Source organism: Knoellia tibetensis, assembly GCF_048606415.1.
Classification (GTDB): Bacteria; Actinomycetota; Actinomycetes; order Actinomycetales; family Dermatophilaceae; genus Knoellia; species Knoellia tibetensis.
Map to the genome: position 1 here is coordinate 894,851 of NZ_JBMBWF010000001.1, position 26,257 is coordinate 921,107.

23 protein-coding genes and 1 pseudogene are annotated in these 26,257 nt (G+C 71.1%); 4 read left to right on the forward strand and 20 right to left on the reverse strand.

All coding sequences use genetic code 11. The features are described 5' to 3' along the window. Positions 1-42: 42 nt before the first annotated feature. Positions 43-1,392: an MFS transporter gene (locus tag ACOJV7_RS04275; protein WP_420188904.1), complete on the forward strand. Its 1,350-nt coding sequence runs from the start codon at positions 43-45 to the stop codon at positions 1,390-1,392. A 90-nt stretch (positions 1,393-1,482) separates the two neighbouring features. Here ACOJV7_RS04275 and ACOJV7_RS04280 read toward each other — a convergent pair whose 3' ends face one another. The 19 genes and pseudogenes from ACOJV7_RS04280 to ACOJV7_RS04370 all read right to left on the reverse strand — a co-directional run bounded on the left by ACOJV7_RS04280 (position 1,483) and on the right by ACOJV7_RS04370 (position 22,036). Further along, entirely contained in the window at positions 1,483-1,743 is a 261-nt protein-coding gene (locus tag ACOJV7_RS04280) for a hypothetical protein (protein WP_420190408.1), read from the reverse strand. Continuing rightward, on the reverse strand, positions 1,650-2,141 hold the full coding sequence (locus tag ACOJV7_RS04285) for a type IV toxin-antitoxin system AbiEi family antitoxin domain-containing protein (RefSeq protein ID WP_420188905.1): 492 nt from the start codon (positions 2,139-2,141) through the stop codon (positions 1,650-1,652). Before ACOJV7_RS04285 ends, ACOJV7_RS04280 begins: the two co-directional genes overlap by 94 nt. A gap of 187 nt (positions 2,142-2,328) precedes the next feature. Then, positions 2,329-3,315 carry a polyprenyl synthetase family protein gene (locus ACOJV7_RS04290; RefSeq protein ID WP_420188906.1) on the reverse strand — a complete coding sequence of 329 codons (987 nt, stop codon included), beginning with the start codon at positions 3,313-3,315 and terminating at the stop codon, positions 2,329-2,331. Then, the gene (gene nuoN, locus ACOJV7_RS04295; RefSeq protein ID WP_420188907.1) at positions 3,312-4,907 is read right to left on the reverse strand and encodes an NADH-quinone oxidoreductase subunit NuoN; all 1,596 of its coding nucleotides are present in this window, start codon (positions 4,905-4,907) and stop codon (positions 3,312-3,314) included. The genes ACOJV7_RS04290 and nuoN overlap by 4 nt, the downstream gene beginning before the upstream one ends. Before the next feature lie 17 nt (positions 4,908-4,924). Further along, complete coding sequence (locus tag ACOJV7_RS04300) at positions 4,925-6,478, reverse strand: NADH-quinone oxidoreductase subunit M (RefSeq protein WP_420188908.1); 1,554 nt, start codon at positions 6,476-6,478, stop codon at positions 4,925-4,927. Next, positions 6,478-8,430, reverse strand: coding sequence for an NADH-quinone oxidoreductase subunit L (gene nuoL, locus ACOJV7_RS04305; RefSeq protein WP_420188909.1), 1,953 nt, complete (start codon positions 8,428-8,430; stop codon positions 6,478-6,480). The genes ACOJV7_RS04300 and nuoL overlap by 1 nt, the downstream gene beginning before the upstream one ends. Before the next feature lie 12 nt (positions 8,431-8,442). Further along, on the reverse strand, positions 8,443-8,742 hold the full coding sequence (gene nuoK / locus ACOJV7_RS04310; RefSeq protein WP_147064549.1) for an NADH-quinone oxidoreductase subunit NuoK: 300 nt from the start codon (positions 8,740-8,742) through the stop codon (positions 8,443-8,445). After that, positions 8,739-9,593, reverse strand: coding sequence for an NADH-quinone oxidoreductase subunit J (locus ACOJV7_RS04315; protein WP_420188910.1), 855 nt, complete (start codon positions 9,591-9,593; stop codon positions 8,739-8,741). The genes nuoK and ACOJV7_RS04315 overlap by 4 nt, the downstream gene beginning before the upstream one ends. Beyond that, positions 9,590-10,198: an NADH-quinone oxidoreductase subunit NuoI gene (nuoI, locus tag ACOJV7_RS04320; protein ID WP_420188911.1), complete on the reverse strand. Its 609-nt coding sequence runs from the start codon at positions 10,196-10,198 to the stop codon at positions 9,590-9,592. Before nuoI ends, ACOJV7_RS04315 begins: the two co-directional genes overlap by 4 nt. Next, on the reverse strand, positions 10,191-11,663 hold the full coding sequence (gene nuoH, locus ACOJV7_RS04325; RefSeq protein ID WP_420188912.1) for an NADH-quinone oxidoreductase subunit NuoH: 1,473 nt from the start codon (positions 11,661-11,663) through the stop codon (positions 10,191-10,193). The genes nuoI and nuoH overlap by 8 nt, the downstream gene beginning before the upstream one ends. Beyond that, on the reverse strand, positions 11,660-14,137 hold the full coding sequence (locus tag ACOJV7_RS04330; RefSeq protein ID WP_420188913.1) for an NADH-quinone oxidoreductase subunit G: 2,478 nt from the start codon (positions 14,135-14,137) through the stop codon (positions 11,660-11,662). Before ACOJV7_RS04330 ends, nuoH begins: the two co-directional genes overlap by 4 nt. A 61-nt stretch (positions 14,138-14,198) precedes the next feature. Beyond that, on the reverse strand, positions 14,199-15,512 hold the full coding sequence (nuoF, locus tag ACOJV7_RS04335) for an NADH-quinone oxidoreductase subunit NuoF (protein ID WP_420188914.1): 1,314 nt from the start codon (positions 15,510-15,512) through the stop codon (positions 14,199-14,201). A gap of 350 nt (positions 15,513-15,862) precedes the next feature. After that, positions 15,863-16,747 (reverse strand): annotated as a pseudogene (gene nuoE, locus ACOJV7_RS04340) (NADH-quinone oxidoreductase subunit NuoE); the annotation flags it as partial. Further along, entirely contained in the window at positions 16,747-18,159 is a 1,413-nt protein-coding gene (locus tag ACOJV7_RS04345) for an NADH-quinone oxidoreductase subunit D (protein ID WP_420188915.1), read from the reverse strand. The gene ACOJV7_RS04345 and the pseudogene nuoE, both read right to left, overlap by 1 nt. Further along, the gene (locus ACOJV7_RS04350; protein WP_420188916.1) at positions 18,159-18,950 is read right to left on the reverse strand and encodes an NADH-quinone oxidoreductase subunit C; all 792 of its coding nucleotides are present in this window, start codon (positions 18,948-18,950) and stop codon (positions 18,159-18,161) included. Before ACOJV7_RS04350 ends, ACOJV7_RS04345 begins: the two co-directional genes overlap by 1 nt. Further along, positions 18,947-19,543 (reverse strand): NuoB/complex I 20 kDa subunit family protein, encoded by a 597-nt coding sequence (locus tag ACOJV7_RS04355; RefSeq protein ID WP_420188917.1) that lies wholly within the window; start codon positions 19,541-19,543, stop codon positions 18,947-18,949. Before ACOJV7_RS04355 ends, ACOJV7_RS04350 begins: the two co-directional genes overlap by 4 nt. A gap of 78 nt (positions 19,544-19,621) precedes the next feature. Then, positions 19,622-19,984: an NADH-quinone oxidoreductase subunit A gene (locus ACOJV7_RS04360; RefSeq protein ID WP_035948126.1), complete on the reverse strand. Its 363-nt coding sequence runs from the start codon at positions 19,982-19,984 to the stop codon at positions 19,622-19,624. Further along, positions 19,981-21,237, reverse strand: a complete 1,257-nt coding sequence (locus ACOJV7_RS04365; protein ID WP_420188918.1) for an FAD-dependent monooxygenase — start codon at positions 21,235-21,237, stop codon at positions 19,981-19,983. The genes ACOJV7_RS04360 and ACOJV7_RS04365 overlap by 4 nt, the downstream gene beginning before the upstream one ends. Before the next feature lie 103 nt (positions 21,238-21,340). After that, positions 21,341-22,036: a demethylmenaquinone methyltransferase gene (locus ACOJV7_RS04370; protein WP_420188919.1), complete on the reverse strand. Its 696-nt coding sequence runs from the start codon at positions 22,034-22,036 to the stop codon at positions 21,341-21,343. 73 nt (positions 22,037-22,109) lie between these two features. On the opposite strand from ACOJV7_RS04370, the gene ACOJV7_RS04375 reads away from it, so the two are divergent. The 3 genes from ACOJV7_RS04375 to ACOJV7_RS04385 all read left to right on the forward strand — a co-directional run bounded on the left by ACOJV7_RS04375 (position 22,110) and on the right by ACOJV7_RS04385 (position 24,918). Next, positions 22,110-23,408, forward strand: a complete 1,299-nt coding sequence (locus ACOJV7_RS04375) for an isochorismate synthase (RefSeq protein ID WP_420188920.1) — start codon at positions 22,110-22,112, stop codon at positions 23,406-23,408. A 231-nt stretch (positions 23,409-23,639) separates the two neighbouring features. After that, positions 23,640-24,278, forward strand: a complete 639-nt coding sequence (locus ACOJV7_RS04380; protein WP_420188921.1) for a SanA/YdcF family protein — start codon at positions 23,640-23,642, stop codon at positions 24,276-24,278. Positions 24,279-24,486: 208 nt separating this feature from the next. Next, positions 24,487-24,918, forward strand: coding sequence for a hypothetical protein (locus tag ACOJV7_RS04385; protein ID WP_420188922.1), 432 nt, complete (start codon positions 24,487-24,489; stop codon positions 24,916-24,918). Positions 24,919-25,000: 82 nt separating this feature from the next. On the opposite strand, the gene ACOJV7_RS04390 is transcribed toward ACOJV7_RS04385, so the two are convergent. Continuing rightward, on the reverse strand, positions 25,001-26,233 hold the full coding sequence (locus tag ACOJV7_RS04390) for a geranylgeranyl reductase family protein (protein WP_420188923.1): 1,233 nt from the start codon (positions 26,231-26,233) through the stop codon (positions 25,001-25,003). Positions 26,234-26,257 lie beyond the last annotated feature (24 nt).

A 26,257-nucleotide genomic window follows, 5' to 3' on the forward strand; every position in this document is an offset into this window, starting at 1 on the left:
CTGCCACTGGCTCGGAGAGAGGCCGGATGTGAGGATCGCTCCATGACCGACGACGTCGCCGTGGGCACCTCGGGTGCCGCCTCCGAACCGTTCGCCGGCGACCCGCCGCGCCGTCCGATCCACCGGGCGTGGATCGTCGCCGGCGTCACGCTCGCGGGTCTCGTCGCTGCTGCGGCCTTCCGCTCGTCGACGGGTGTGCTGCTCGAGCCGGTGGAGCAGGAGTTCGGCTGGTCGCGCACGACGACCTCGGGTGCGGTGAGCCTCAACCTCGTGGTCTACGGGCTCACCGCACCGTTCGCGGCGGCGCTCATGGAGCGCTTCGGGGTCCGGCGGATGGTGACCATCTCGCTCGTGGCCGTGGGGTTGGCGAGCGCGGCGACGACGCTCATGTCCTCGCCGTGGCAGCTCTGGGTGCTGTGGGGCTTCGTCATCGGCATCGGCACGGGGTCCATGGCGCTCGTCTTCGGCGCGATCGTCGCGAACCGCTGGTTCGTCTCGCACCGCGGGCTCGTCACAGGGATCTTCTCCGCGGCGAACGCCACCGGCCAGCTCGTCTTCCTGCCCGCGATCGCGTGGGCCGCGACCCAGCACGGGTGGCGCGCGGCGGCGTTCGTCGTCGCCGGGCTCGCGCTCGCCGTGGCGTTGCTCATGGGACTGCTCATGGCCGACCGCCCGGCAGACCGCGGGCTGGCGCCCTTCGGCGCGACGGTCGAGTCCGAGCGGGAGGCTGCCGAGGCGGCGCGGGTCGTCGCGGCCCGACCCGTCGTGCCGCCGGCGCGCAACGCTGTCGCCGTGCTCGTGCGGGTCAGCCGGTCGTGGACGTTCTGGGCGCTCGTGCTGACCTTCTGGGTCTGCGGCTGGTCGACGAACGGGCTCATCCAGACGCACTTCATCCCGGCCGCGCACGACCACGGCATGGGCACGCAGACCGCGGCCGGGCTGCTCGCGCTCGTCGGCATCTTCGACATCGCCGGGACCATCGCGTCCGGCTGGCTCACCGACCGTGTCGACTCGCGGGTGCTGCTCGCGATCTACTACGGCGGGCGCGGGCTCTCGCTGCTCGCCATCGACGCCGTGCTCGCACCCGGGGTCGAGCCCGGGCTGTGGATCTTCGTCGTCTTCTACGGCCTCGACTGGGTGGCCACCGTACCGCCGACGGTGGCGCTGTGCCGTCAGCACTTCGGGCTCGCCGACTCGGGGATCGTCTTCGGGTGGGTCTTCGCCTCGCACATGGTCGGCGCCGGGGTCGGTGCGTCGATCGCGGGCTGGGTGCGGGAGTCGTCGGGCAGCTACAGCTCGGCCTGGCTCTTCGCCGCCGGGCTCTGCTTCGCCAGCGTCCTCATCGCCCTGTCCATCCCCCGCCGCCGCCTGAACCTCACGATTCCCGCCTGAAGTGGGTTCCGTGCACTGGGTGTGGGAACTGTCCCCGCGCACAGTGCACGTTTGCCACCGCAGGACGTGCCTGACGGGCTCGTGACTCGCTCACGCTGCTGCCGCCGCCGCCAGGGCACGGCGTACCTTCGCGGCCACCTGCCCCGGCACCTGCAGGTCCGCCCACGTGATGCGGACAACGACGTAGCCGAGCGCACGCAGCTCGTCCTCGCGCCGCTTCTCGGCCCACAGCACCGCCGGGTCGCCCGCGGCGAACTTCACCCTGCCGTCGAACTCGACGATGACCGACGTGCCCTCGACGAGGAAGTCCACCCGCCCGACGAGCCGCCCGAAGGCGTCCCGGACCTCCACCTGCGGCAGGACCGGTATGCCGGCCAGCGCCAGTGCCAGAGCGCACCTCGACTCCCCCCGTCGCTCGGTGGATCGGACGGCGGATCCACCGGACGAGCGAGGTCATAGCCCCAGACGTCGATCCCGTGGGCCAGCACCGCCGTCACCCCGGCGAACACCGCGTCGGGATAGAGGAGCAACGCACCAGAGGCCAGGCTCCGGTGCCACGCCCGCGGTGACGTGCGCTCGACGAGGCGGGTCACGGCATACAAGGAGCGACCGGGATGGAGGAGGTCACCGTGACGGACGGCCTCGATGAGCGCCCTCCGTCCCATGCCGAGGATCGATGCCTGGGCCGTCGTCAGCACGCCGTGCTGCGAGGCCGCAAGCTCGGAGACGCCGGGGGCGAGGGAGGTCATCGCCCCAGCGACCGCGGCCGAGGGCGGTCAGGCCAGCGCCAGTCCGCTCGTCTGTGGATGGCGAGCGGACGGCATACGGGCTGTGGACGGGCCGACTCCGGGTGGCAAACGTGCACTGGGCACGGCGACAGTTGCCACTCTCAGTGCACGGAACCCACTTCAGGCGGGAAAGGTGGGACCGCTGGGGTCAGGAGGCGCGGGAGGTGGCCGACGTCGCCAGGGCGAGCAGGGCCGTCTTGGCTTCGCTGTCGGGGAGGTCGGCGAGGGCGGCCTGTGCCTGCTCCCCCACCGCCCGGGTCTCGGCCCGCGCCTGCTCGAGCGCCGGGTGCGCGCGCAGCAGCCCGAGCGCCTCGGCGAGCTCGGCGTCGCCGGAGAGGTCCGAGCGCAGCAGCTCCCGGAGCCGGGCGTCCTCGGGCGAGGTCGAGGCCAGCGCGTGGAGCACGGCGAGGGTCCGCTTGCCCTCGCGCAGGTCGGTGCCCGGCGTCTTGCCGAGCTCCTCCTCGCTCGACTCGATGTCGATGAGGTCGTCGGCGAGCTGGAAGGCCATACCGAGCCGCTCGCCGTAGACCCGCATCGTCTCGACGACGTCCTCGGAGCACCCCGAGAACATCGCGCCGTAGCGCGCCGCCGTCGCGATGAGCACGCCGGTCTTGTCCTGGAGCACCCGCAGGTACCACGCCGACGCGTCGGAGCCCTCGGGCGCCTGGCGGTCGTCGCGGATCTGCCCGGTGCACAGCCGAATGAACGTCTCGGCCTGGATGCGCACCGCCTCCGGCCCGAGGTCGGCGACGAGCGCCGACGCGTGCCCGAAGAGGAGGTCACCGACGAGGATGGCGGTGGAGTTCCCGTATGCCGTGTTGGCCGTGGGGGTGCCGCGGCGCAGATCCGCCTCGTCCATGACGTCGTCGTGGTAGAGCGAGGCGAGGTGGGTCAGCTCGACCGCGGCCGCCGCGCTGATGACCGCGTCGTTGACACCGTCACCGAGCTCGGCCGCGACGATGGTGAGCATCGGCCGGAACCGCTTGCCACCGGCGCGCAGCAGGTGCACGTTGGCCTCGGCGATGAACGGGTCCTCGTGGTCGATCCGCTCCTCGATGAGCGCCTCGACGCGGCCCAGCGCGTCGGCGACGCGCTCCTGCATCCCCGAGGACACCTCGGGCAGCGCCAGCGTCACTGGATGAACTGCGACACCCGACCGGCGAGGTCGAGGATCGGGCCCGGGACGACGCCGAGGATGACGGTGCCGAGGGCGCCCACCGTGATGGCGATCGTCGACGCGATCGAGGGCGTGAGGGCCGCGACGTCGTCACCGGTCGGCTCGGTGAAGTACATGAGCACGATGAGCCGGAAGTAGACGAACGCCGTGACGGCCGAGGCGAGCACGCCGACGACGACCATGACGATGCCGGCGAGGCCGCCGTGCGCGATGGCAGGCGCGAACGCCGCGAACTTCGCCGTGAAGCCGGACGTCAGCGGGATGCCCGCGAAGGCGAGCAGGAGCAGCGCGAAGATGCCGGCGACGACGGGGTGCTTGCGACCCAGCCCGGCCCACTGCGACAGGTGCGTCGCCTCGGATCCGCCGGAGCGGACGAGAGCGACGATGGCGAAGGCGGCGATCGTGGCCAGGCCGTAGGCGACGAGGTAGAACATCACGCCCGAGACGCCGGTGACGTCGAAGGCGAGGACACCGACGAGGATGAACCCTGCGTGCGCCACCGACGAGTAGGCCAGCAGGCGCTTGATGTCGGTCTGGGTCACCGAGAGCACGGCACCGACGACCATCGTGAGGACGGCGACCGCCGCGACGCCGAGGCGCCACTCGAGACGCGAGGCCTCGAGGCCGACGTAGGCGAGGCGCAGGATCGCACCGAACGCCGCGAGCTTGGTGGCCGCGGCCATGAAGCCGGTGACCGGGCTCGGGGCGCCCTGATAGGCGTCCGGCGTCCACGAGTGGAACGGCACGGCGCCGATCTTGAAGAGCAGCCCGACGAGGGTGAGGACGACACCGGGGAGCAGCAGCCCCTCCAGGTCGCCGTTGGCCGTCGTGATGGCGGTGGCGATCTTCGACAGGTCGGACGAGCCGGCATACCCGTAGAGGAGCGCGGCGCCGAAGAGGAAGAAGGCGGAGGAGAACGCGCCGAGGAGGAAGTACTTGAGCGACGCCTCCTGCGAGAGCAGCCGGCGGCGGCGCGCGAGTCCGGTGAGGACGTAGAGCGGCAGCGAGAGCACCTCGAGGGCGACGAACATCGTGATGAGGTCGTTGGCCGCGACGAACATGAGCATGCCGAAGACGGCGAACATCGTCAGCGGGAAGGCCTCCGACGTCGCGTAACCCGCCCGGTCGGCAGCAGCCTCGGCCGGCGAGCCCGGCGTGGCCGCACCCATCGGGGTGAAGGCGTCGGCCGAACGGCCGCCGAAGCGCTCCGACATCGTGAGGATGCCGAGGACGGCAAAGATGAGGAGCGAGCCCTGCATGAAGAGGGCCGGGCCGTCGACGACGATCGAGCCACCGACGGTGACGCCCTGGTTGTCGACCGACACGAGCAGGAGGACCACGAACGCCACGACGAGCGCGGCGAGCGTGAGACCCACCTGGATGGCGTGCCGCCGGAGCCGGGGCGCGAACGCCTCGACGAGCACGCCGACGAGGGCGGTGGCCACGACGATGAGCATCGGCGCGACGGCTGCGTAGTCGACCTTGACGGCCTCGAAGGCCGCGGGAAGCGCCGTCGGGAGCACCGCCGACAGCTCCGTCGGCACAGCCATGGGCAGAAGGGCGGCGGTCACTGGGCACTCCCGGAGGCGTTGGTCGGCGCGGGGTCGGAGACGCCGACGAGTTCGAGCGTCTTGCCGACGGCGGGGTTGACGAGGTCGAGCACGGGCTTCGGGAAGAAGCCGAGCAGCAGGAAGGACGCGATGATCGGCGCCACGACGAGCTTCTCGCGCAGCCCGAGGTCACGCGGCTCGGCGACGGCGGCGAACACCGGACGCGGGCCGGTGAAGACGCGCTGGTACATGAGCAGGATGTAGAGCGCGGCGAGGACGATGCCGATCGTGCCGATGGCCGCGGCCCACGGGTAGCGCTGGAACGTCCCGGTGAGCACGAGGAACTCGGACACGTAGGACGAGAGCCCGGGCAGGGCCAGGGACGACAGGCCCGCGACGAGGAACGTCCCCGCGAGCACCGGCGTCACGCGCTGCCAGCCGCCGTAGTCGGCGATCCGCTGCGAGCCGTGGCGGGCGACGAGGAAGCCGGCGATGAGGAACAGCCCGGCCGTCGCGAACCCGTGGTTGACCATGTAGAGCGCCGAGCCGGCACCGGCCGTCGTCGTCATGGCGAAGATGCCCATGACGATGAAGCCGAAGTGGCTGATCGAGGTGAAGGCGATGAGCCGCATCATGTCGCGCGAGCCGATGGCGAGCAGCGCGCCGTAGATCACCGAGATGACCGCGAGCGTGATGACGACCGGGGTCGCCCACTTCGAGGCCTCCGGGAAGAACCCGAGGCAGAAGCGCAGCATCCCGAAGGTGCCGACCTTGTCGAGCACGCCGACGAGGAGGACGGCCGTCGCCGGCCGGGCCTCGGACGCGGCGTCGGGCAGCCAGGTGTGGACCGGCCACATCGGCGCCTTGATCGCGAAGGCGATGAAGAAGCCGAGGAACATCCAGCGCTGCGCGGCGGTGGACCCGCCGACCGCGCCCTCGAGCGACTCGTAGAGGAAGCCCTGCTCGCCGCCCGGCCCGTAGAAGTAGAGCGCGATGACGGCGACGAGCATGATGAGCCCGCCGACGAGCGAGAAGAGGATGAACTTCACCGCGGCGTACTGGCGGCGAGGGCCGCCGAACATGCCGATGAGGAAGTACACCGGGATGAGCATCGCCTCGAAGAAGACGTAGAAGAGGAAGACGTCGCGCGCCGCGAAGACACCCACCATGAAGGTGAGCAGCACGAGCATGAGCGCGAAGTACGTCTTCTCGCGCCGACCGCTGCGGTCGTGGTCCCTGTCGCCTTCAAGATCGTTCCACGCCGCGAGCAGGCAGACCGGGGTGAGGATCGCGGCCATGACGATGAGCGAGAGCGCGATGCCGTCGACACCGAGCGCGTAGCTCACACCGAACTGCGGGATCCACGAGTGGGTCTCGGTGAGCTGGTAGCGCTCGGCCGAGCCGCCGGTGTCGAACCGGGCCCAGGCGAGCAGCGCCAGCGCGAGCGTGACGAGCGAGGTCACCAGCGCGACGGGACGGGCCAGCCGTGCGGAGCCGGAGGGCAGCAGCCACACCACCGCCGCGCCGACGAGCGGCACGACCATCATGAGGGTGAGGATGGGGAAGGACATCAGTTCATCACCCACAGGGCTCCGAGGACGGCGACGACGCCGGTGAGCATCGTCAGGGCATAGGACCGGGCGTAGCCCGTCTGGACGCGGCGCAGTCGCGAGGACGCGCCACCGATCGCGGCGGCCAGCGAGCCGGCGACCCCGTCGACACCCTTGCCGTCGGTGAAGACGAGTGCCCGGGTGAGGTGGGTGCCGGGCCGCATGAAGAGGCCCTCGTTGATGGCGTCCTGGTAGAGGTCGGCACGGGCCGCGCGGGTGACCAGCGAGCCACGCGGCGCCACCTCGGCGACGTCGTCGCGCCAGTAGAGCATCCACGCGTAGGCGGCACCGCCGGCCACGAGGAGCAGCGTGAGCGCCATGATGACCGGCACCGCGAGGACCGGGTGCTCCTCACCGTGCGCGCCGACGACCGGCTCGAGCCAGTGGGTGAACATGCCGCCCCACGAGAGGACGAGGCCGAGCAGGCCGGACCCGAGCGCGAGGACGATCATCGGCACGGTCATCGTCAGCGGCGACTCGTGCGGGTGGACGCCGCGCTCGGCGTCCTCGTGCGCGTCGACCCAGCGGCGACGGCCGTGGAAGGTCATGAAGAACAGGCGCGACATGTAGAACGCCGTGATGCCGGCGCCGATCATCGCCACGCCACCGAAGACCCACGGGCGCCAGCCCTCGCCGATGAACGCGGCCTCGATGACCTTGTCCTTGGACCAGAAGCCGGAGAACGGCGGGACGCCGAGGATCGCGAGCCAGCCGAGGCCGAAGGTCACCCAGGTGATCTTCATGAACCCGGACAGGCCACCGAACCCGCGCATGTCGACGCGGTCCTTCATGCCGTGCATGACCGAGCCGGCGCCGAGGAACATCCCGGCCTTGAAGAAGCCGTGGGTGATGAGGTGGAAGATCGCGAACGCGTAGCCGACCGGGCCGAGACCGGCGGCGAGCATCATGTAGCCGATCTGGCTCATCGTCGAGGCGGCGAGCGCCTTCTTGATGTCGTCCTTCGCGCAGCCGACGATCGCGCCGTAGAGGAGCGTGATCGCACCGACGATGGCGACGGCGAGCCGGGCGTTGGGGGCGGCGTCGAAGATCGCGTGGGAGCGCACGACGAGGTAGACGCCGGCGGTGACCATCGTCGCCGCGTGGATGAGCGCCGACACCGGCGTCGGGCCGGCCATGGCGTCGCCGAGCCAGGACTGGAGCGGGAACTGTGCCGACTTCGCGCACGCGCCGACGAGCAGCAGCAGGCCGAGGATCGTCATCGCCGTCGAGCCGGCCTCCGCCGCGCCCGCGTGGACGGTGGCGAAGTCGACCGCGCCGAACGTGAAGAACATGAACATGATCGCGATCGACATGCCGACGTCACCGACGCGGTTGACGAAGAACGCCTTGTTGGCCGCGGTCGCGTAGGCCGGGTTGTGGTTCCAAAACCCGATGAGCAGGTACGACGCGAGACCCACGCCCTCCCAGCCGACGAAGAGCAGGAGGTAGGAGTCGGCGAGCACGAGCAGCAGCATCGACGCGACGAAGAGGTTGAGGTAGGCGAAGAACTTGCGCCGGTCCGGGTCGTGCTCCATGTAGCCGATGGAGTAGACGTGGATGAGCGACCCGACGAAGGTGATGAGCAGGACGAAGGCGATCGACAGCTGGTCGACGAGCAGCCCCGTCTCGAGCTGGAACTGCCCCGCCGGGATGAAGTTCCAGCCACCGACGTGGGCAGCGCGCTCCTCGGCGCCGCGGCCGGCCATCGCGAGGAAGATCGCGAAGCCGATCACGAAGCTGCCCCACGAGAGGGCGGTCGCGAGCAGGTGGCCCCAGGCGTTCGTGGCCCTGCCTCCGAGCAGGAGGATCCCGGCGCCCGCGAGCGGGAGCAGGACGAGGAGCCACGCGTATGCCGTGAGGCCGGTGGCCGCGGCCACCTCACCTTCCGCGGCGAGCAGTGCGAATGAGTTCACGAGTGCAGCCCCTTAGAGCTTCAGGAGGTTGGCGTCGTCGACCGAGGCCGACCGGCGGGCACGGAAGATCGCCATGATGATGGCGAGGCCGACCACGACCTCGGCGGCCGCGACGACCATGACGAAGAGCGCGATGACCTGGCCGTCGAGGTTGCCGTGCAGGCGGGCGAAGGTGACGAAGGCGAGGTTTGCCGCGTTGAGCATGAGCTCGACACCCATGAAGACGACGATCGCGTTGCGCCGGGTGAGGACGGTGGCGCCGCCGATGACGAAGAGCAGCGTCGCGAGGTAGATGTAGTTGATGAGGCTCATGCCCCGTCCTCCTGGGCGGCGTCGCGGGCGGCATCACGGTCGAGGGCGGACGTGCGCCTGCCGTCGGTCGGGGCGCTGCCGGTCCACGAGGAGTCGACCTCGCCGACGATCTCGCGCTCGGCCTCGACCCAAGGGGTGGCGGAGCCGACCTGGTCGCGGGCGGTGAGGACGCGGGACACCGAGAGCTCGCTCGGCGAGCCATCGGGCAGCAGGGCAGGGGTGTCGACGGCGTTGTGCCGGGCGTAGACACCGGGGGCGGGCAGGCCGGCGAGGTTCTCGCCGGAGCGGATGCGACGCTCGGCCCAGGCGCGCTGGCTCGGGCGGGACCCGAGGCGCTCGCGGTGGGCGAGGACCATCGCGGCGAGCGCGGCGGTGATGAGCAGCGCCGACGTCGCCTCGAAGACCCAGACGTAGCGGCCGAAGATGAGCTCGGCGACACCGGACACGTTGCCGGTCTCGGCGTTGAGCGAGGTCAGCCGGTCGGCCGGGGCCTCACCGATCGTGATGCGCCCGAGCGCGCCCGCGAGGAGCACGCCGAGGCCGAGCGAGAGCACGACGGTCGCGACGCGCTGGCCCTTGAGGGTCTCGACGACGCTGTCCGAGGAGTCGACGCCGACGAGCATGACGACGAAGAGGAAGAGCATCATCACGGCGCCGGTGTAGACGAAGATCTGGATGACGCCGAGGAAGTCCGCGTCCTGGGCGAGGTAGAACACGCCGAGGCAGATCATCGTCAGCGCCATGCCGAGGGCGGCGTGAACCGCCTTGCGGGCGAAGACGAGACCGAGCGCGCCCGCGACGGCGACGGGGGCGAGGACCCAGAAGAGGATCGCTTCTCCTGTGGTGGTCATGACGTGGCCTCCTCGGGGGCCTTGGCGTGGTGCTGCTCGACCCAGTCGCGCTGCGTGGGCGTGGCGCCCGAGACCTTGCCGAGGTAGTAGTCGCGCTCCTCCATGCCGTCCACCATCGGGTGCGGCGCGGGAACCATGCCGCCCTGGAGCGGGGCGAGGAGCTGCTCCTTGGTGAAGATGAGGTCGGCGCGGTTGTTGTCGGCGATCTCGTACTCGTTGGTCATCGTCAGCGCGCGCGTCGGGCAGGCCTCGATGCACAGTCCGCAGAAGATGCAGCGCAGGTAGTTGATCTGGTAGACGCGCCCGTAGCGCTCGCCGGGCGAGAACCGCTGGCCGTTGGCGTCGTCGTTGTTGGCGCCCTCGACGAGGATCGCGTCGGCCGGGCAGGCCCACGCGCAGAGCTCGCAGCCGACGCACTTCTCCAGCCCGTCGGGGTGACGGTTGAGCTGGTGGCGGCCGTGGAAGCGCTGCGCCGTCGGGCGCTTCACCTCGGGGTACTCGGTCGTGGCGACCTTGCGGAACATCGTCGCGAAGGTCACCCCGAACCCACCCACGGGAGCGAAGAGGTCGGAGAGGAACCCGCCGCCCTTCTTGTCGTCAGCCACGAGGGGCCTCCTTGTCGAGATCGGGCGTGGCGGCGTGGGACCCGGTGGACTGCCTCACCGCGTCGGCCTCGGGAAGGGCAGGGGCGCCCACCCGTGCGGTCTCCTTGAGGCGCTGGCCCGGGAGCGGCGGCACGACGAACCCACCGGCATACGGGTCGATCTCCTCGGGAGCCGCCTCGTTGGCGGCGTTGTCCCGCGCGATCGCGCGCGAGTCCCACCACCAGCCGAGGGCGAGCGCGCCGACGGCGACGAGCCCGACGATCGCGAGCGACGCGACCGGGAAGCGGCGGCCGGCGACCTCGAGGGCCGCGTCGCCGAACCAGCCGTTCTGCGCACCGCGGAAGAAGGCGACGAGGACGACCCAGGCGAGGGTGGCGGGGATGAGGAACTTCCAGCCGAACCGCATGAACTGGTCGTAGCGGGTGCGGGGCAGCGAGCCGCGCAGCCACACGAAGACGAACATGAACATCCAGAGCTTGACGGTGAACCAGAGCAGGCCCCACCAGCCCTCGTTGAACATGCCGTCGTTGATGGCGGCGATGCCGGGAGGCGCCTGCCAGCCACCGAGGAACATCGTCGTGGCCAGGGCGGCGACGGTGAACATGTTGATGTACTCGCCGAGGAAGAACATGGCGAAGCGCATCGAGCCGTACTCGGTGTGAAAGCCACCGGTGAGCTCGCCCTCGCCCTCGGCGAGGTCGAACGGCAGTCGGTTGGTCTCGCCGACCATCGTGATGACGTAGACGAAGAAGCTGAAGAACGCCGGGATGATGTACCAGACGTTGGCCTGCGAGCCGACGATCTGCGAGGTCGACATCGAGCCGCTGTAGAGGAAGACGGCGACGAGCGAGAGACCCATCGCGATCTCGTAGGAGATCATCTGCGCCGACGAGCGCAGACCACCCATGAGCGGGTAGGGCGAGCCCGAGGACCAGCCGGCGAGGACGACGCCGTAGATGCCGATGCCGGCGATCGCGAGCACGAAGAGCACGGCGATCGAGGAGTCGGCGAGCTGGAACGGCGTGCGGTGCCCGAACATGCTCACCTCACCGGCGAGCGGGATGATCGCGAAGCCGATGAAGCACATCGTGGCCGTGATGAGCGGCGCGAGGGTGAAGACGAACCGGTCCGCCTTGGCGGGGGTGTTGTCCTCCTTGAGCATCGACTTCATGCCGTCGGCGAGGGTCTGGAGCAGGCCGAAGGGACCGTTGCGGTTGGGCCCGGGGCGCTGCTGCATGCGGCCGATGACGCGGCGCTCGAACCAGATGACGAGCAGCGTCGAGACGAGCAGGTAGACGAAGATGAGAAGCGCCTTGACGAGCGAGAGCCACCATGGCGTGTCCGAGAAGTCGGCCCGCGGGTTGTCCTTGCCCTCGGTCGCCAGCGACCCCAGAGCCTGTATGCCGGTCAGAGCGCTCTCGCTATAGGTGCCGGCCACCTGCTGGAGGCTGAGAAGCGTGCTCATCGGGAGACCACCTTGTCCATCGTGGTGACGGAGACGCGGATGCCGGGGGCGTCCGCGAGCGTGCCCCGGAGGTCGCAGCCCTCCGAGTTGGTCGGGAGCCAGACGACGTGGTCGGCCATCTCGCTCACCGCGACGGGGACGGTGACGCTGAAGTCGCCACCGGAAACGGTGACGGCGTCGCCGTCGGCCACGCCGATCGAGGCGGCGGTCGTCGCCGAGACCTTGGCAGCGGCCCTCGGCGCGGTGCCCGCGAGGAACGGCTCGCCGTCCTGGAGCAGGCCCTTGTCGAGCAGGTGGCGCCACGTTGCGAGGACGAGGTGACCGTCCTCCGCGCTCGGGACCTCGCCGGCCTCGACGCTCGGCGCCGCGGCACGAGTGCCGGAGGCCGGGCCGATGCGCTCCATCTCGGAGCGGACCTCGGCGACCGTGCGGCAGCCGAGGAACTCGCCCATCTCGTCCGCGAGCATGTCGAGCGCGCGGTGGTCGCTGACGAAGCCGGTCTCGATGGCCTGCTGGAACGGGCGGACCCGGCCCTCCCAGTCCACGAAGCTGCCGGCCTTCTCGGCGTGCGCCGCGACGGGCAGGACGACGTCGGCGAGCGCGGTGACCGCGGACTCGCGGATCTCGAGCGAGACGACGAAGGTGTTCTCGAGGGCCTGGATCGCGTCGGCCCGACCGAAGTCGAGCGGGTCGACGCCACCGACGACGAGCGCGCCGAGCCGACCGGTGGCGGCCGCCTCGAGGATCGCGCCGGCGTCGCGGCCGGGCTCGTCGGGCAGACCGACGACGTCCCAGGCCGAGGCGACCTCGGCGCGGGCGGTGGCGTCACCCACGGAGCGGCCACCGGGCAGCAGCGTCGGGAAGGCGCCGGCCTCGAGGGCACCGCGCTCCCCCGCTCGACGCGGGACCCATGCGAGGCGAGCCCCGGTGGTCTCGGCGAGGCGGGCAGCGGCGCTCAGGGCACCGGGCACGGTGGCGAGACGCTCGCCGACGAGGATGATCGCGCCCTCGCCGCGCAGCGCCTCGGCGGCGTCGCGCACGGTGTCGGGGCCCTCGCCGGGCGCACCGCTGGCCGAGCCCTTGCCGAGGGCGTCGAGGACCTCGGGCTCGGTGCCGGGCGCGGTCGGGATGAGGCGACCGGAGACCTTGGCGAGGCCGCGGGTCGCGACGGGCGAGACGGCATACACGGCGGTCTTGCTCCTGCGCGACGCCTTGCGCAGGCGCAGGAAGACGATGGGGCTCTCGTCCTCGGGCTCGAAGCCCGCGAGGACGACGGTCCTCGCCGACTCGAGGTCGGCGTAGGTCACCGCACCGCCGTCAGGGCCGGTGGCGACGACGGACGACGCGAGGAAGTCCGCCTCCTCGGCCGAGTGCGGACGGGCGCGGAAGTCGACGTCGTTGGTGCCGAGGATCGTGCGTGCGAACTTGCCGTAGGCGTAGGCGTCCTCGGAGCTGACGCGACCGCCGACGAGCACACCGGCGCCGCTGGCCGCCTTGAGCCCGGCAGCGGCGACCTCGAGGGCCTCGCGCCACGAGGCGACGCGGAGCTCGCCGTCCTCACGGACCATCGGCAGCTCGAGGCGGGCCGGGGTCGAGGCGTACTGGAAGGCCCAGCGGCCCTTGTCGCAGTTCCACTCCTCGTTGACGAGCGGCTCGTTGGCGGCCATCCGCCGCAGGACCGAGCCACGGCGGTGGTCGGTGCGCATCGAGCAGCCGCTCGCGCAGTGCTCGCAGACGCTCGGGGTCGACACGAGGTCGAACGGCCGCGCGCGGAAGCGGTAGGCGGCACCCGTGAGCGCGCCGACCGGGCAGATCTGGACGGTGTTGCCGGAGAAGTAGGACTCGAACGGCTTCTCCTCGTAGATGCCGACCTGCTGCAGCGCGCCTCGCTCGACGAGGGCGATGAACGGGTCGCCGGCCACCTGGTCGGAGAAGCGGGTGCAGCGGGCGCACAGGACGCAGCGCTCGCGGTCGAGGAGGACCTGGCTCGAGATGTTGATCGGCTTCGGGTAGGTCCGCTTGACGTCCTCGAAGCGGCTCACCGGGCGGCCGTTGCTCATCGCCTGGTTCTGGAGGGGGCACTCGCCACCCTTGTCGCAGACCGGGCAGTCGAGCGGGTGGTTGATGAGGAGCAGCTCCATGACGCCCTGCTGCGCCTTGTCGGCGACGGGCGAGCTGTGCTGCGTCTTGACCTGCATGCCCGGCGAGACGGTCATCGTGCACGACGCCTGCGGCTTCGGCATCGGGCGCAGGGTGCCGTCCGGGCCCGGTGTCGAGACCTCGACGAGGCACTGGCGGCACGCGCCCACCGGCTCGAGCAGCGGGTGGTCGCAGAAGCGCGGGATCTCGATCCCGGCCTCCTCGGCCGCCCGGATGACGAGGGTGTTCTTGGGGACGGAGACGTCGATGCCGTCGATGGTCAGCTCGACCGTCTCGACGGCGGGCGCCGTCTTCTTGTCGTCGGTCACAGTCATGCGGGGTCCCCATGGCGTGGTGTGGAGGAGCGGAGCGGAGGAACAGGACGTCGTGGGGTGCTCATGCGTTCACTCGGTCCTTGTGGAAGAGCGTGGACTCACGGGCGTCGAACGGGCAGCGGCCCTCGGTGAGGTGGGCGCGGTACTCGTCGCGGAAGTACTGGATCGAGCTCGTGATCGGGCTGGTCGCACCATCGCCGAGCGCGCAGAAGCTGCGGCCGAGGATGTTGTCGCAGATGTCGAGGAGCTTGTCGAGGTCCTCCTCGCTGCCCTGCCCGTGCTCGAGGCGGCCGAGGATCTGCTTGAGCCACCACGTGCCCTCGCGGCATGGGGTGCACTTGCCGCAGGACTCGTGCTTGTAGAAGTCGGTCCAGCGGTCGACGGCACGCACGACACAGGTCGTCTCGTCGAAGATCTGGAGCGCACGCGTGCCGAGCATGGAGCCGGCTGCGGCGACCGACTCGAAGTCGAGCGGGATGTCGAGGTGCTCGGCGGTGAAGAGCGGCGTCGACGAGCCACCGGGCGTCCAGAACTTGAGCGCCTTGTCGGGGTCGCGCATGCCGCCGGCCATGTCGAGCAGCTCGCGCAGCGTGATGCCGAGCGGGGCTTCGTACTGGCCGGGGTTCTTGACGTGGCCCGAGAGGCTGAAGATGCCGAAGCCCTGGGACTTCTCGGTGCCCATGTCGCCGAACCACTCGGCGCCGTGGAGCAGGATCGGCGGGACGCTCGCGATCGACTCGACGTTGTTGACGACGGTCGGGCGGGCATAGAGACCGGCCACGGCCGGGAACGGCGGCTTGAGGCGCGGTTGGCCGCGGCGGCCCTCGAGGCTGTCGAGGAGCGCGGTCTCCTCGCCGCAGATGTAGGCGCCGGCGCCCGCGTGGACGGTGACGTCGAGGTCGAAGCCCGAGCCGTGGATGTTCTTGCCGAGGTGTCCGGCCGCGTAGGCCTCCTCGACCGCGCGCAGCAGGCGGCGGTAGACGTGGACGACCTCACCACGCAGGTAGATGAAGGCGTGGTTGCACCCGATGGCGTAGGAGGTGATGGCGACGCCCTCGATGAGGAACTGCGGCGCGGCCATCATGAGCGGGATGTCCTTGCACGTGCCCGGCTCTGACTCGTCGGCGTTGACGACGAGGTAGCGGGGACCGCCGTCCGGCGGGGGCAGGAAGCCCCACTTCATGCCGGTGGGGAAGCCGGCACCGCCACGTCCGCGCAGGCCGGAGTCCTTCGTCATCTGGACGAGGTCGGCCGGAGCCATGCCGAGCGCCTTCTTGAGCGCCTGGTAGCCCTCGTTCTTCTCGTAGGTCTCGAGCGTCCAGCTCTGGGGGTCGTCCCAGAACTTCGTGAGGATCGGGGTCAGCGTGGTGCTCATCGGTCTCCCTCGCCCTTGATCTCCGGACCCTCGGGACCGGTGCCGTCGTCGTCCGCGGTGCCCTCGCCGTAGGACGAGGTCTCGGCGCCCTCCGGACGCACGCCACGGGTCTGTGGGGTGGCGCCCTTCGACGACGCCGCGGCCGCGCTGCCGGTGAGCGGGGCGTCGCCCTTCGGCTCGGCCTCTGCGGTCGTCGCGCCGTCGTCGAAGAGGGTCGCCGGCTCGGCCTCGGCCTGCACGGTCGAGGGCTGCGCCGGGGCGTCCTTCTGCTTGCCCTTCGTGCCCTTCTTGCCGTCGGCGGGCGCGTCGGCGGAGTCCTTCGCGGAGTCCTCGACCGGCTTGTCCGCGGGCTCGTCGGCGTCCTTCTTGGCAGGCTGGCCGCCGGGCTTCTCGTCGGCCTCGTTGGTGGGGGTATCGACGGACGAGTGGCGTCCGGCGGCCTTGCCACCGAGCTGCTCACCCGCTGCGCTGGCCTGCGTGTCGGTGTCCTCGCCGTCGCCGTCCGCCGCGCCGCCACGGTCGGCGCTCGGCGCCTCCCAGCCGTTCTCGTGCGCGACCTCGAGGCCGCGCAGCGAGGCGGGCCCGGCGCCGACACCCTGGTCGGCGAGGCCGTCGCTGAACCCGGCGAGGACGCGCGACATCTGCTTGAAGGTGCAGAGGCTGTCCGGGCCGCGGGTCGGCTTCACCGGCGTGCCGGCGCGCAGGTCGTCGACGAGCTGGTTGGCCGACTCCGGCGTCTGGTTGTCGAAGAACTCCCAGTTGGCCATGACGACCGGGGCGTAGTCGCACGCCGCGTTGCACTCGATGCGCTCGAGGGTGATCTTGCCGTCCTCGGTCGTCTCGTCGTGACCGATGCCGAGGTGGTCGGAGACCGAGTCCCAGATCTCGTCGCCGCCCATGACGGCGCAGAGCGTGTTGGTGCAGACGCCGACGGTGTAGTCACCGTTGGGGTGGCGCTTGTACTGCGTGTAGAAGGTCGCCACGCCCGACACCTCGGCGCGGGTGAGGTCGAGGACCTCGGCGCAGAAGTCGATGCCGCGACCGGTGACGTAGCCGTCGACCGACTGCACGAGGTGCAGCAGCGGCAGCAGCGCCGAGCGCTTCTGGGGATAGCGGGAGACGACCTGCTCGGCATCCGCGTGCAGCTGCGCGAGCTGCTCCGCGGCATACGGCTCCTTGGACTCCGCGGGCACCGTGAGGTGACCGGCAGCAGTCTGCAATCCGTAGTGCTCCATCAGCGGTCAACGCCTCCCATGACGGGGTCGATCGAGGCAACGGCGACGATGACGTCGGCGACCTGGCCGCCCTCGGACAGCGCGGCCACGGCCTGCAGGTTGTTGAAGCTCGGGTCCCGGAAGTGCGCCCGGAAGGGACGCGTCCCACCGTCGGAGACGACGTGGGCGCCGAGCTCGCCCTTGGGCGACTCGATCGGCACGTAGGCCTGGCCGGCGGGGACTCGGAAGCCCTCGGTGACGAGCTTGAAGTGGTGGATGAGGGACTCCATCGAGGTCCCCATGATCTCGCGGATGTGGTCGAGGCTGTTGCCCTGACCGTCGCTGCCGACGGAGAGCTGGGCCGGCCACGCGATCTTCTTGTCCTCGATCATGACCGGGCCCTGCACCTTCTTGAGGCGCTCGACGCACTGCTCGACGATCTTGAGCGACTCGTACATCTCGTCGAGGCGGATCCGGATCCGGTCGTAGGCGTCGGCCCCGGTGCGGGTGATGACCTCGAAGTCGTAGGTCTCGTAGCCGCAGTAGGGCTGGCTCTTGCGCAGGTCGTGCGGAAGCCCCGTCGAGCGCAGGATCGGTCCGGTGATGCCGAGCGCCATGCAGCCGGCGAGGTCGAGGTAGCCGACGTCCTTGGTGCGGCCCTTGAGGATCGGGTTCTCGTTGAGGAGGAGCTCGAGCTCGTGCAGCCCGTCGCGCAGCTGCGGGACGGTGTCCCGGACGAGGTCGAGGCAGCCGTGCGGCAGGTCCTGGGCCACGCCGCCGGGGCGGATGTAGGCGTTGTTCATGCGCAGGCCGGTCACGGCCTCGAAGATCCGCAGGATGCGCTCGCGCTCGCGGAAGCCGACCGTCATGACCGTCGTCGCACCCAGCTCCATGCCACCGGTGCCGAGGCACACGAGGTGGGAGTTGATGCGGGTGAGCTCCATCATCATGACGCGGATGATCGACGCGCGCTCCGGGATCCGGTCCTCGATGCCGAGGAGGCGCTCGATGCCGAGGCAGTAGGTCGCCTCCTGGAACATCGGGCTGAGGTAGTCCATGCGCGTGCAGAACGTCACGCCCTGGACCCAGGAGCGGTACTCCATGTTCTTCTCGATGCCGGTGTGGAGGTAGCCGATGCCCGCGCGGGCCTCGGTCACCGTCTCGCCGTCGAGCTCGAGGATGAGGCGGAGCACGCCGTGCGTCGACGGGTGCTGCGGACCCATGTTGACGACGATGCGCTCCTCGTGGAGGGCGGCCGCCTCGTCGACGAGGTCGCCCCAGTCGCCTCCGGAGGCGTTGAAGACGTGAAGACCGTCCTCGCGGTCGGCGTCGGTCGAGGCGTAGGGGTCACTGGCGCCGAGGTCCGGGTCGAGACCCGGGCTGGTCTCGCTCGCCGGGACGTCCTCGTAGATGGTGTCGTCGTGAGTGGTCATCAGTTGTACGACCTCCGCTCGTCGGGCGGCGGGACGGTGCCGCCCTTGTACTCCACCGGGATTCCACCCAGGGGATAGTCCTTGCGCTGGGGGTGGCCCGGCCAGTCGTCGGGCATGAGGATCCGAGTGAGGGACGGGTGGCCCTCGAAGACGATGCCGAACATGTCCCAGGTCTCGCGCTCGTGCCAGTCGGCGGCGGGCCACGTCTCGACGACCGAGGGGATGCGCGGGTCGTCGTCGGGGGCGGTCACCTCGAGGCGCACGCGCCGGTTGTGGGTGATCGAGAGCAGGTGGTAGACCGCGTGCAGCTCACGTCCGGCCTCACCCGGGAAGTGCACGCCGGAGACACCGGTGCAGATCTCGAAGCGCAGCGCCGGGTCGTCGCGCAGGGCGCGGGCCACGGTCGGCAGCGCCTCGCGGCGGATGTGCAGGGTGAGCTCGCCACGGTCGACGACCACCCGCTCGACCGCGGACCCGTATGCCGTGTCACCGGTCGAGCCGAGCGCCTGCTCGAGCGTCGTGGTGAGCTCGTCGAAGTAGGAGCCGTAGGGCTTCTCGGCCGCGCCGGGGAAGAGGATCGGCGTGCGCAGGCCGCCGTAGCCGGTCGTGTCGCTGCCGCGGGTCGGGCCGAACATGCCACGGCGCTCGCCGATCCGGACGGGCGCCGCGTCGCCGGCCGCGTTGGCCTCGGTGAGGTCGAGGTCGGTGGCGTGCAGGTCCTCGGACCCGACGACCGCCTCGGGGGCGGTCGCCTTCCGGTCGTCGGCGGGGGGCTTGGTGTCGTCGCTCATGCGAGGAGGTTCCTCCCGGGCGTCGCGGTGAGGGCGGCGTGGTCGTGGGTGGGCGGCATGAGGGAGGTCGGCACGGCGCGCAGCGCGGCCTCCTCGGCGGCCCGGGCCGCGGCGACGCGGTTGACGCCGAGCTTGGAGTTCTGGATCTGGTCGTGCAGCTCGATGATCGCGTTGAGCAGCATCTCGGGCCGGGGCGGGCAGCCGGGCAGGTAGATGTCGACCGGGATGATGTGGTCGACGCCCTGGACGATCGCGTAGTTGTTGAACATGCCGCCCGAGCTGGCGCAGACACCCATCGCGATGACCCACTTGGGGTTGGGCATCTGGTCGTAGACCTGGCGGACGACCGGCGCCATCTTGTTGGACACGCGACCGGCCACGATCATGAGGTCGGCCTGGCGCGGCGTCGCCGAGAAGCGCTCCATGCCGAATCGGGCGATGTCGTAGTCGGGCGTGCCGACGGCCATCATCTCGATGGCGCAGCACGCGAGACCGAACGTCGCCGGCCAGATCGAGGCCTTGCGCATGTAGCCGACGACGTTCTCGAGCGTCGTCAGCACGAAGCCGGCGGGCAGCTTCTCCTCGAGTCCCATCAGAGACTCCTTCCGATCGGGTCAGGCAGAGCGGTGGCGCGCGGGAGCGCGGCCGGAGCACACGGCATACGTGTCATGTCAGTCCCACTCCAGTCCGCCGCGCTTCCACACGTAGGCGTAGGCGACGAAGACGGTGAGGATGAAGAGGACCATCTCGACGAGCGCGAAGAGGCCGAGCTGGTCGAAGGCGACGGCGAACGGGTAGAGGAACACCGACTCGATGTCGAAGATGATGAAGAGCATCGCGGTGAGGAAGTACTTGATCGGCACGCGCCCGCCGCCCTCGGCGCGCGGCGAGGGCTGGATCCCGCACTCGTAGGGCTCGGACTTGGCGCGGTTGTAGCGCTTGGGCCCGACGACGAGGCTGGTCCCCACCGACAGCGCGGCGAACCCGAAGCCGAGCGCCAGGAGGAAGAGGATCGGGACGTAGGGGTTGCTCATCGCTGGTCAACTCCCCTTTCGGTGCCAGGGTCTGCGGCTCGGGTCACGCGCCCCATCGTAGAGGGCGTGACGCAGGTCTCAACTGCAGCCGGGGTGGGGGTGGTCAGGGCGCCGAGGGCGAGCTTCATGAGCGGCTGCCTCGGCAGGACGTAGGTCGTCGCGAGCCGGGTGACGAGCGGGCGGTCGAAGGCGCGGGCGGCCGTGCGTGCCAGCGTCCGGTGCCGTCCGAGGGCACCGTCGAGGACGTCGTATGCCGTGAGCTCGGCCTCGCGCGCGGCTCCCGCCGGGTGCGCGAGGGCTCGCGCGACGACGACGGCGGCCAGGCGGGCGGACGTGAGCGCGGCGGCGACCCCCTCCCCCGTGACGGGGTGGGCGACGGAGGCGGAGTCGCCGACGGCGAGCAGGCCGTCGGCGGAGCGGCGCTCGCCGCGGGAGGTGGTGGCGAGGCGCGACCCGGCGACGGGGCCGGTCATCGTGTCCTCGGTGAGCTCCCAGTTCGCAGGGAGCGCGGTGAGCCAGCGCCGCAGGACACCGGCGCAGGCGTCGGTCGTCGCAGTCGTGTCGGCGAGGGCACCGACACCGACGGTGACCCGGCCGTCGCCGCGGCCGACGATCCAGCCGTGACCGGGGAGGGCGGCGCCGTCGCCGGCGGAGAGGCGCAACCACGACTCGACGTGGTCGTCGCCGTGGCGAGGGCTGTCGAAGTCGGCGGAGACGGCGACGGGCCCGTGGGTCGTGGCGTGGCTCGTGGCTGTGGTGAGGGCGCCGCCTGAGGCGTCGACGACGACGTCGGCGCGGACGGTGGAGCCGTCGGCGGTCGTCACACCCGAGACGCGGCCGTCGGAGCCGCGGGTGAGGGCGACCACCTCGGTGGCGCGGCGCAGGCGCGCACCGGAGCGGACGGCATACGCGGCGAGGGTGGCGTCGAGGACCGAGCGCGCGACGGTGAGGCCGTGGGTCGCGCGACCCTGCGCGTCGGGCCATGCGAGGGCGAGGCGCATGCCGCCACCGACGAAGCGGACGCCGGTCGTGCGGTGCCAGCCGGCGGTGTCGGACTGGGGGAGGCCGAGGACCTCGAGCTCGCGGACGGCGGCCGGCGTGAGGGCCGCGGCGCCCGGACGGGTGTCGCTCTCGGCGCTGCGCTCGAGGAGCAGGACGTCGACGCCCGCCGCGGACAGGTGTGCCGCAGCAGCGGAGCCGGCGGTACCGGCTCCGATGACGACGACGCCTGCAGCGTCAGGGGCGAGAGTCAACGGGACACCTTGCTTGTGAAAGTCTTCACGAACAACGCCCTACTCTATGCAGCCCGTTTGCGGCCCTGCACTAAGGAGGACCTAAGTTGGCTGGTGACTCGCGTCAGGCCCGCTTGACCGCTCGGTGAAGCGCGACAATTCCCCCGCTGAGGTTGCGCCACTCGACCTCGCCCCAGCCGGCGGCGGCCACCCGCGTCGCGAGCGCGCGCTGGTCGGGCCACGCCTGGATCGACTCGGCGAGGTAGACGTAGGACTCGGGGTTCGAGCTCACCTTGCGGGCGACGCGGGGCAGCGCCTCCATGAGGTACTCGCTGTAGACCTTGCGGAAGGCGCCGTTGACGGGCTGGCTGAACTCGCACACGACGAGGCGCCCGCCGGGCTTGGCGACCCGGGCGAACTCGCGCAGCGCGGCGTCGACGTCGGCGACGTTGCGCAGCCCGAAGGACATCGTCACCGCGTCGAAGGACGCGTCGGCGAAGGGGAGCTGCATCGCGTCGGCAGCGGTGAAGCCGAGGTCGTCGCGGCGCTTCTTGCCCACGCGCAGCATGCCGAGCGAGAAGTCGGCGGGGACGACGTGCACCCCGTGGTCGGCGAAGGGCTCGCTCGACGTGCCCGTGCCCGCGGCGATGTCGAGGACCCGCTCGCCGGCCTTGGCGTCGACGGCCTTGAGGACGGCGCGGCGCCACAGGCGGTCCTGGCCGAGGGACAGGACGTCGTTGGTGACGTCGTAGCGCTCGGCGACGTCGTCGAACATCGCGGCGACGTCGCGCGGCTGCTTGTCGAGGGAGGCACGGCTCATGTCGTCATCCTCTCACCGCGCCACACGGGTTCGGTGCGGGGCCGGGAGCGCCGCGGGGCTACGCTCACCGGTGATGACGTCCCTGCCCACGCCCCACCCCGGCACCGCGCCCCTCCCGCCGCTGGTCACCCGAACGGTCCCCCTCACCCCCGCCGACGGCACCGCGCTGCTGTCGCTCCTGCCGGCGACCGACGCGCGGAACACCACCTCGTGGGTTCGCCGCGGCGAGGGCCTCGTGGGCTGGGGACGCGCGGCCTCGGTCACCGCCCACGGGGACTCGCGCTTCGCGACGCTCGAGACGTGGTGGCGATCGGTCTCGGCCTCCGCCGTGGTGCGGGACGAGGTCGACCTGCCCGGCACCGGACCGGTCGCCTTCGGCGCCGTCTCGTATGCCGCGGACTCGCCCGTGGGGGCGACTCTGGTCGTGCCCTCGGTCGTTGTCGGCCGCCGCCGGGACCAGTGGTGGGTCACGACGACGACCACGACCGACGCCCTGCCGCCGAGCGTCGAGCCGGTCGTCGCGGACGACGTCGAGGCACCGGGCGAGGTCGCCTTCGCCGACGGCTCGCTGTCTCCGACCGAGTGGGCCGGCGCCGTGGCCGAGGCGGTCTCGCGGATCCAGCGGGGCGACCTCGACAAGGTCGTCCTCGCCCGTGACCTCGACGTCCGGACCGAGTCGCCGATCGACGTGCGGTGGCTGCTGTCGCGGCTCGCCGAGAGCTATGAGTCGACGTGGGTCTTCGCCGTCGACGGGCTCGTCGGCGCAACCCCCGAGATGCTCGTGCGCCGCGAGAAGGGCCTCGTCACCTCGCGCGTCCTCGCCGGCACGATCCGCCGCACCGGCGACGACGAGCACGACCTCGCCCTCGCCGCGTCGCTCGCACGCTCGTCGAAGGACCTCGAGGAGCACGAGTACGCCGTGCGCTCGGTCGCCGATGCCCTTGCGCCGCACTGCTCCTCGATGAACGTGCCCGAGGCGCCGTTCGTGCTGCACCTCTCCAACGTCATGCACCTCGCGACCGACGTCGCCGGTGTCCTCACCGACTCGACGTCCTCTCTGTCGCTCGCCGCGTCGCTGCACCCGAGCGCTGCGGTCTGCGGTACCCCGACGCCCGTGGCCGACGCGCTCATCTCCGAGCTCGAGCACATGGACCGCGGCCGTTATGCCGGTCCGGTGGGCTGGATGGACGCCAGCGGCGACGGCGAGTGGGGCATCGCCCTGCGGTCGGGTGCGATCAATCCCGACGACCCGCGGCGGATGTCGCTCTATGCCGGGTGCGGCATCGTCGCCGGGTCCGTGCCGGAGGACGAGGTGGCCGAGTCCGACGCCAAGCTCATCCCCATGCGCGACGCCCTGACCGCTCGCTCCTGACGCGTCGTCGCACGGCGTCCGGGTGAGCCCTGCCCTGCAGCTCTCGTCAAGGTGTCGGGAAAAGGGGCCTGAACCATGGTCCGATCACCCGCACCTCCGACACCCCCCAGTGCGGTCACAGCCCCTGAGGCGTGGGCGCACGACCTTCACGTCCTCCTCCCCCGACGGACACGACCGGTGCCTCACACTGCTGAGGTGAAGAGGTTCTGGGGACGCCGTTGGGTCCGGGTGATGACTGTTCCCGTCGTCCTGGGTCTCATCGGTCTGCTCGGGCCGTGGCTCTGGGTGTCGGTGGCCTCGGGCGGCCGAGTGCACTCCGTGGCGGAGGCGCCGGCAACCCCGGTGGGCCTCGTCCTCGGCGCGGGCATCGACCCCAACGGGACGCCGTCGCCGTACCTCAAGGCCCGGCTCGACGCAGGCGCGGAGCTCTTCAGGGCGGGCAAGGTGCGCGTCCTCCTCGTCTCGGGCGACAACCGCACCCACGCATACGACGAGCCGACGGCGATGCGCGACTACCTCGTCGCGGCAGGTGTGCCGACGGAGAAGGTGGTCCTCGACTTCGCGGGGCGCGACACCTATGACTCCTGCCAGCGCGCCCACCGCATCTTCGGTGTCGACGAGATGACCGTCGTGTCGCAGGAGTACCACGTCGGGCGGGCCGTGGCGCTGTGCCGTGCGGCCGGCATGACGACCGAGGGCGTCGGCGACGTGACGGTCCGCGAGCGCTTCCCCCGCGACTGGCGGATCGGATGGGCCCGCGAGAAGGTCGCCAACATCAAGGCCGTGGCCGACGTCGTCAGCCGGCGCGACCCGGTGCTCGGCGACCCCGAGCCGGGCGTCCGCGACGCCCTCGCCGCCAGCGGGTCCTGACGTACCGACCTCGTGCGGCTCGCACGAACCGACTCTTCGCACCCCTCCGGTGTCGGAGATTGGGGGCCGAACCGGGTGTGGTCGCCGGTATCCGCGACACCACGGTGCGCTCCCGCCGCAGACGGGCTCCGAGGGGCAGCAGGTCGCTGCGCACCGCCCGCAGCAGGATCGCAGCAGATCCGCAGCGACGGGATCCATCGTCTCGCGCATGAAACTCACACGAATGACCTTCACTGCAGCAACAGCCGCCGTCCTCATGCTTGGCACGTCCACCCAGGCGAACGCGGCCACCTTGGAGCTCGACACGATGACCGGCGTCTCGTCGATGGCGAGCTGCCAGGCGTTCTCCTCGCACCCGGCAGGTGACGCCTGCTATCACGCGTACGGCGACTACTTCTACCTCCGGGACCAGAGCGGTCCCGGCAAGGTGGCGGTCCACTGGAAGCTCGGGGACGACTCGCGACGCGGCCTCATCCGGTGGGCCGCGAACGACCAGTTCGTCATCGGCGTCATGAACAAGAACCTGCCCGAGGGCAAGCAGGTGGGCATCCGCTTCGGCGTCTGCATGACGTCGAGCTGCGACACCCTCGCGGAGGTCAACTTCGAGGGCAGCACCTGGCGCTGGGCCAGCACCGGCTGAGCCCTCACGTCGGACGCACCGTCCCGCACCCGCCTCGACGGGGGTGTGGGGCGGGTGCGACGGTCCCGACGGTGGAGCAGGGTCAGGTGAAGGGCGGGCGGGAGTCGAGGGCGACGGAGCGACGACCGGCCCAGCGCCAGACGCGCGCGGCGCGGTCGCGGTCCTCGTCGGTGACGAGGTTGCCCATCCAGCGCAGCGCGAGCGTCATGAGCCAGTCCGACCGCATGCCGGCCGGGCCGAGCGCGGGCAGGATGCGCGGCACGGTGACGACACCGGCCAGGCGGCGGGCGATGGAGAACGCCTCGCCGTAGTGCTCCTGCAGGGTGGCCGGCCACGTGACGGAGAGGTCGGTGTCGAGCAGGTCGACGACGAGCCGCCCACCCTCGAGGCCGTAGTCGATGCCCTCACCGTTGAGCGGGTTGACGCAGGCCGCGGCGTCGCCGATGAGCGCCCAGTTGGGTCCGGCGATGTTGCTCACGGCACCACCCATGGGCAGCAGCGCGCTGGTGGGCATCCGGGCCTCGCCGCTGAGCTGGAAGTCGGCCCGGCGCTCCTCGACGTAGTGCGCCATGAGCGGCTTGATGGCGACCTCGGCCGGTCGCTTCGTCGTGGCGAGCGTGCCTGCGCCGACGTTCACCTGGCCGCCACCGAGCGGGAAGATCCAGCCGTAGCCGGAGAGGATCTCGCCGTCCTCGCCGCGCAGCTCGAGGTGGCTGCTGATCCAGGGGTCGTCCGACACGCCGGAGTCGACGTAGCACCGTCCGGCCACGGCATAGACGGTGTCCTTGTGCCACTCGCGGCCGAGCACCTTGCCGAGCGTCGACCGCACACCGTCGGCGACGATGAGCCGCTCGCACTCGATCTCGAAGGTCTCGCCGTCGCGCCGGAACGTCACGCCCCGCACGCGCCCGCCCTCGATGCGGGCGTCGACGGCCTTGGCCCCCTCGACGCCGAGCGCGCCGGACTTGAGAGCCGTCGTGCGCAGGTGGTCGTCGAGCTCGGTGCGCGCGACCGCCGAGCCGTAGTCCGGCAGCGTGCCACCCGGCCACTCGAGCAGGAGTGTCTGGCCGAAGCCGTGCGCGCGCAACCCCTTGTTGACGGTGTGACCGCGCACCCAGTCGCGCAGGCCGAGCCGCTCGAGCTCGCCGATGGCGCGCGGCGTCAGCCCGTCGCCGCAGGTCTTGTCACGTGGGAAGACGGCCGCGTCGGCGAGGACGACGTCGCGTCCGGCGCGCGCCGCCCAGGCCGCTGCTGCCGAGCCGGCCGGACCGGCTCCGACGACGAGGACGTCCGTGCGCTGCGGGGTGGTGGTCACGTCACCATTCTCGCAAGCGGTCCG

What these genes read in the sequence shown, in the direction of transcription:
- ACOJV7_RS04275 (WP_420188904.1), top strand. Translation starts at nt 43, where the DNA reads ATGACCGACGACGTCGCCGTGGGCACCTCGGGTGCCGCCTCCGAACCG.
- ACOJV7_RS04285 (WP_420188905.1), bottom strand. Translation starts at nt 2,141, where the DNA reads ATGACCTCCCTCGCCCCCGGCGTCTCCGAGCTTGCGGCCTCGCAGCAC.
- nuoN (WP_420188907.1), bottom strand. Translation starts at nt 4,907, where the DNA reads ATGGCTGTGCCGACGGAGCTGTCGGCGGTGCTCCCGACGGCGCTTCCC.
- ACOJV7_RS04300 (WP_420188908.1), bottom strand. Translation starts at nt 6,478, where the DNA reads ATGTCCTTCCCCATCCTCACCCTCATGATGGTCGTGCCGCTCGTCGGC.
- nuoK (WP_147064549.1), bottom strand. Translation starts at nt 8,742, where the DNA reads ATGAGCCTCATCAACTACATCTACCTCGCGACGCTGCTCTTCGTCATC.
- ACOJV7_RS04315 (WP_420188910.1), bottom strand. Translation starts at nt 9,593, where the DNA reads ATGACCACCACAGGAGAAGCGATCCTCTTCTGGGTCCTCGCCCCCGTC.
- nuoH (WP_420188912.1), bottom strand. Translation starts at nt 11,663, where the DNA reads ATGAGCACGCTTCTCAGCCTCCAGCAGGTGGCCGGCACCTATAGCGAG.
- ACOJV7_RS04330 (WP_420188913.1), bottom strand. Translation starts at nt 14,137, where the DNA reads ATGACTGTGACCGACGACAAGAAGACGGCGCCCGCCGTCGAGACGGTC.
- nuoF (WP_420188914.1), bottom strand. Translation starts at nt 15,512, where the DNA reads ATGAGCACCACGCTGACCCCGATCCTCACGAAGTTCTGGGACGACCCC.
- ACOJV7_RS04345 (WP_420188915.1), bottom strand. Translation starts at nt 18,159, where the DNA reads ATGACCACTCACGACGACACCATCTACGAGGACGTCCCGGCGAGCGAG.
- ACOJV7_RS04350 (WP_420188916.1), bottom strand. Translation starts at nt 18,950, where the DNA reads ATGAGCGACGACACCAAGCCCCCCGCCGACGACCGGAAGGCGACCGCC.
- ACOJV7_RS04355 (WP_420188917.1), bottom strand. Translation starts at nt 19,543, where the DNA reads ATGGGACTCGAGGAGAAGCTGCCCGCCGGCTTCGTGCTGACGACGCTC.
- ACOJV7_RS04360 (WP_035948126.1), bottom strand. Translation starts at nt 19,984, where the DNA reads ATGAGCAACCCCTACGTCCCGATCCTCTTCCTCCTGGCGCTCGGCTTC.
- ACOJV7_RS04370 (WP_420188919.1), bottom strand. Translation starts at nt 22,036, where the DNA reads ATGAGCCGTGCCTCCCTCGACAAGCAGCCGCGCGACGTCGCCGCGATG.
- ACOJV7_RS04375 (WP_420188920.1), top strand. Translation starts at nt 22,110, where the DNA reads ATGACGTCCCTGCCCACGCCCCACCCCGGCACCGCGCCCCTCCCGCCG.
- ACOJV7_RS04380 (WP_420188921.1), top strand. Translation starts at nt 23,640, where the DNA reads ATGACTGTTCCCGTCGTCCTGGGTCTCATCGGTCTGCTCGGGCCGTGG.
- ACOJV7_RS04385 (WP_420188922.1), top strand. Translation starts at nt 24,487, where the DNA reads ATGAAACTCACACGAATGACCTTCACTGCAGCAACAGCCGCCGTCCTC.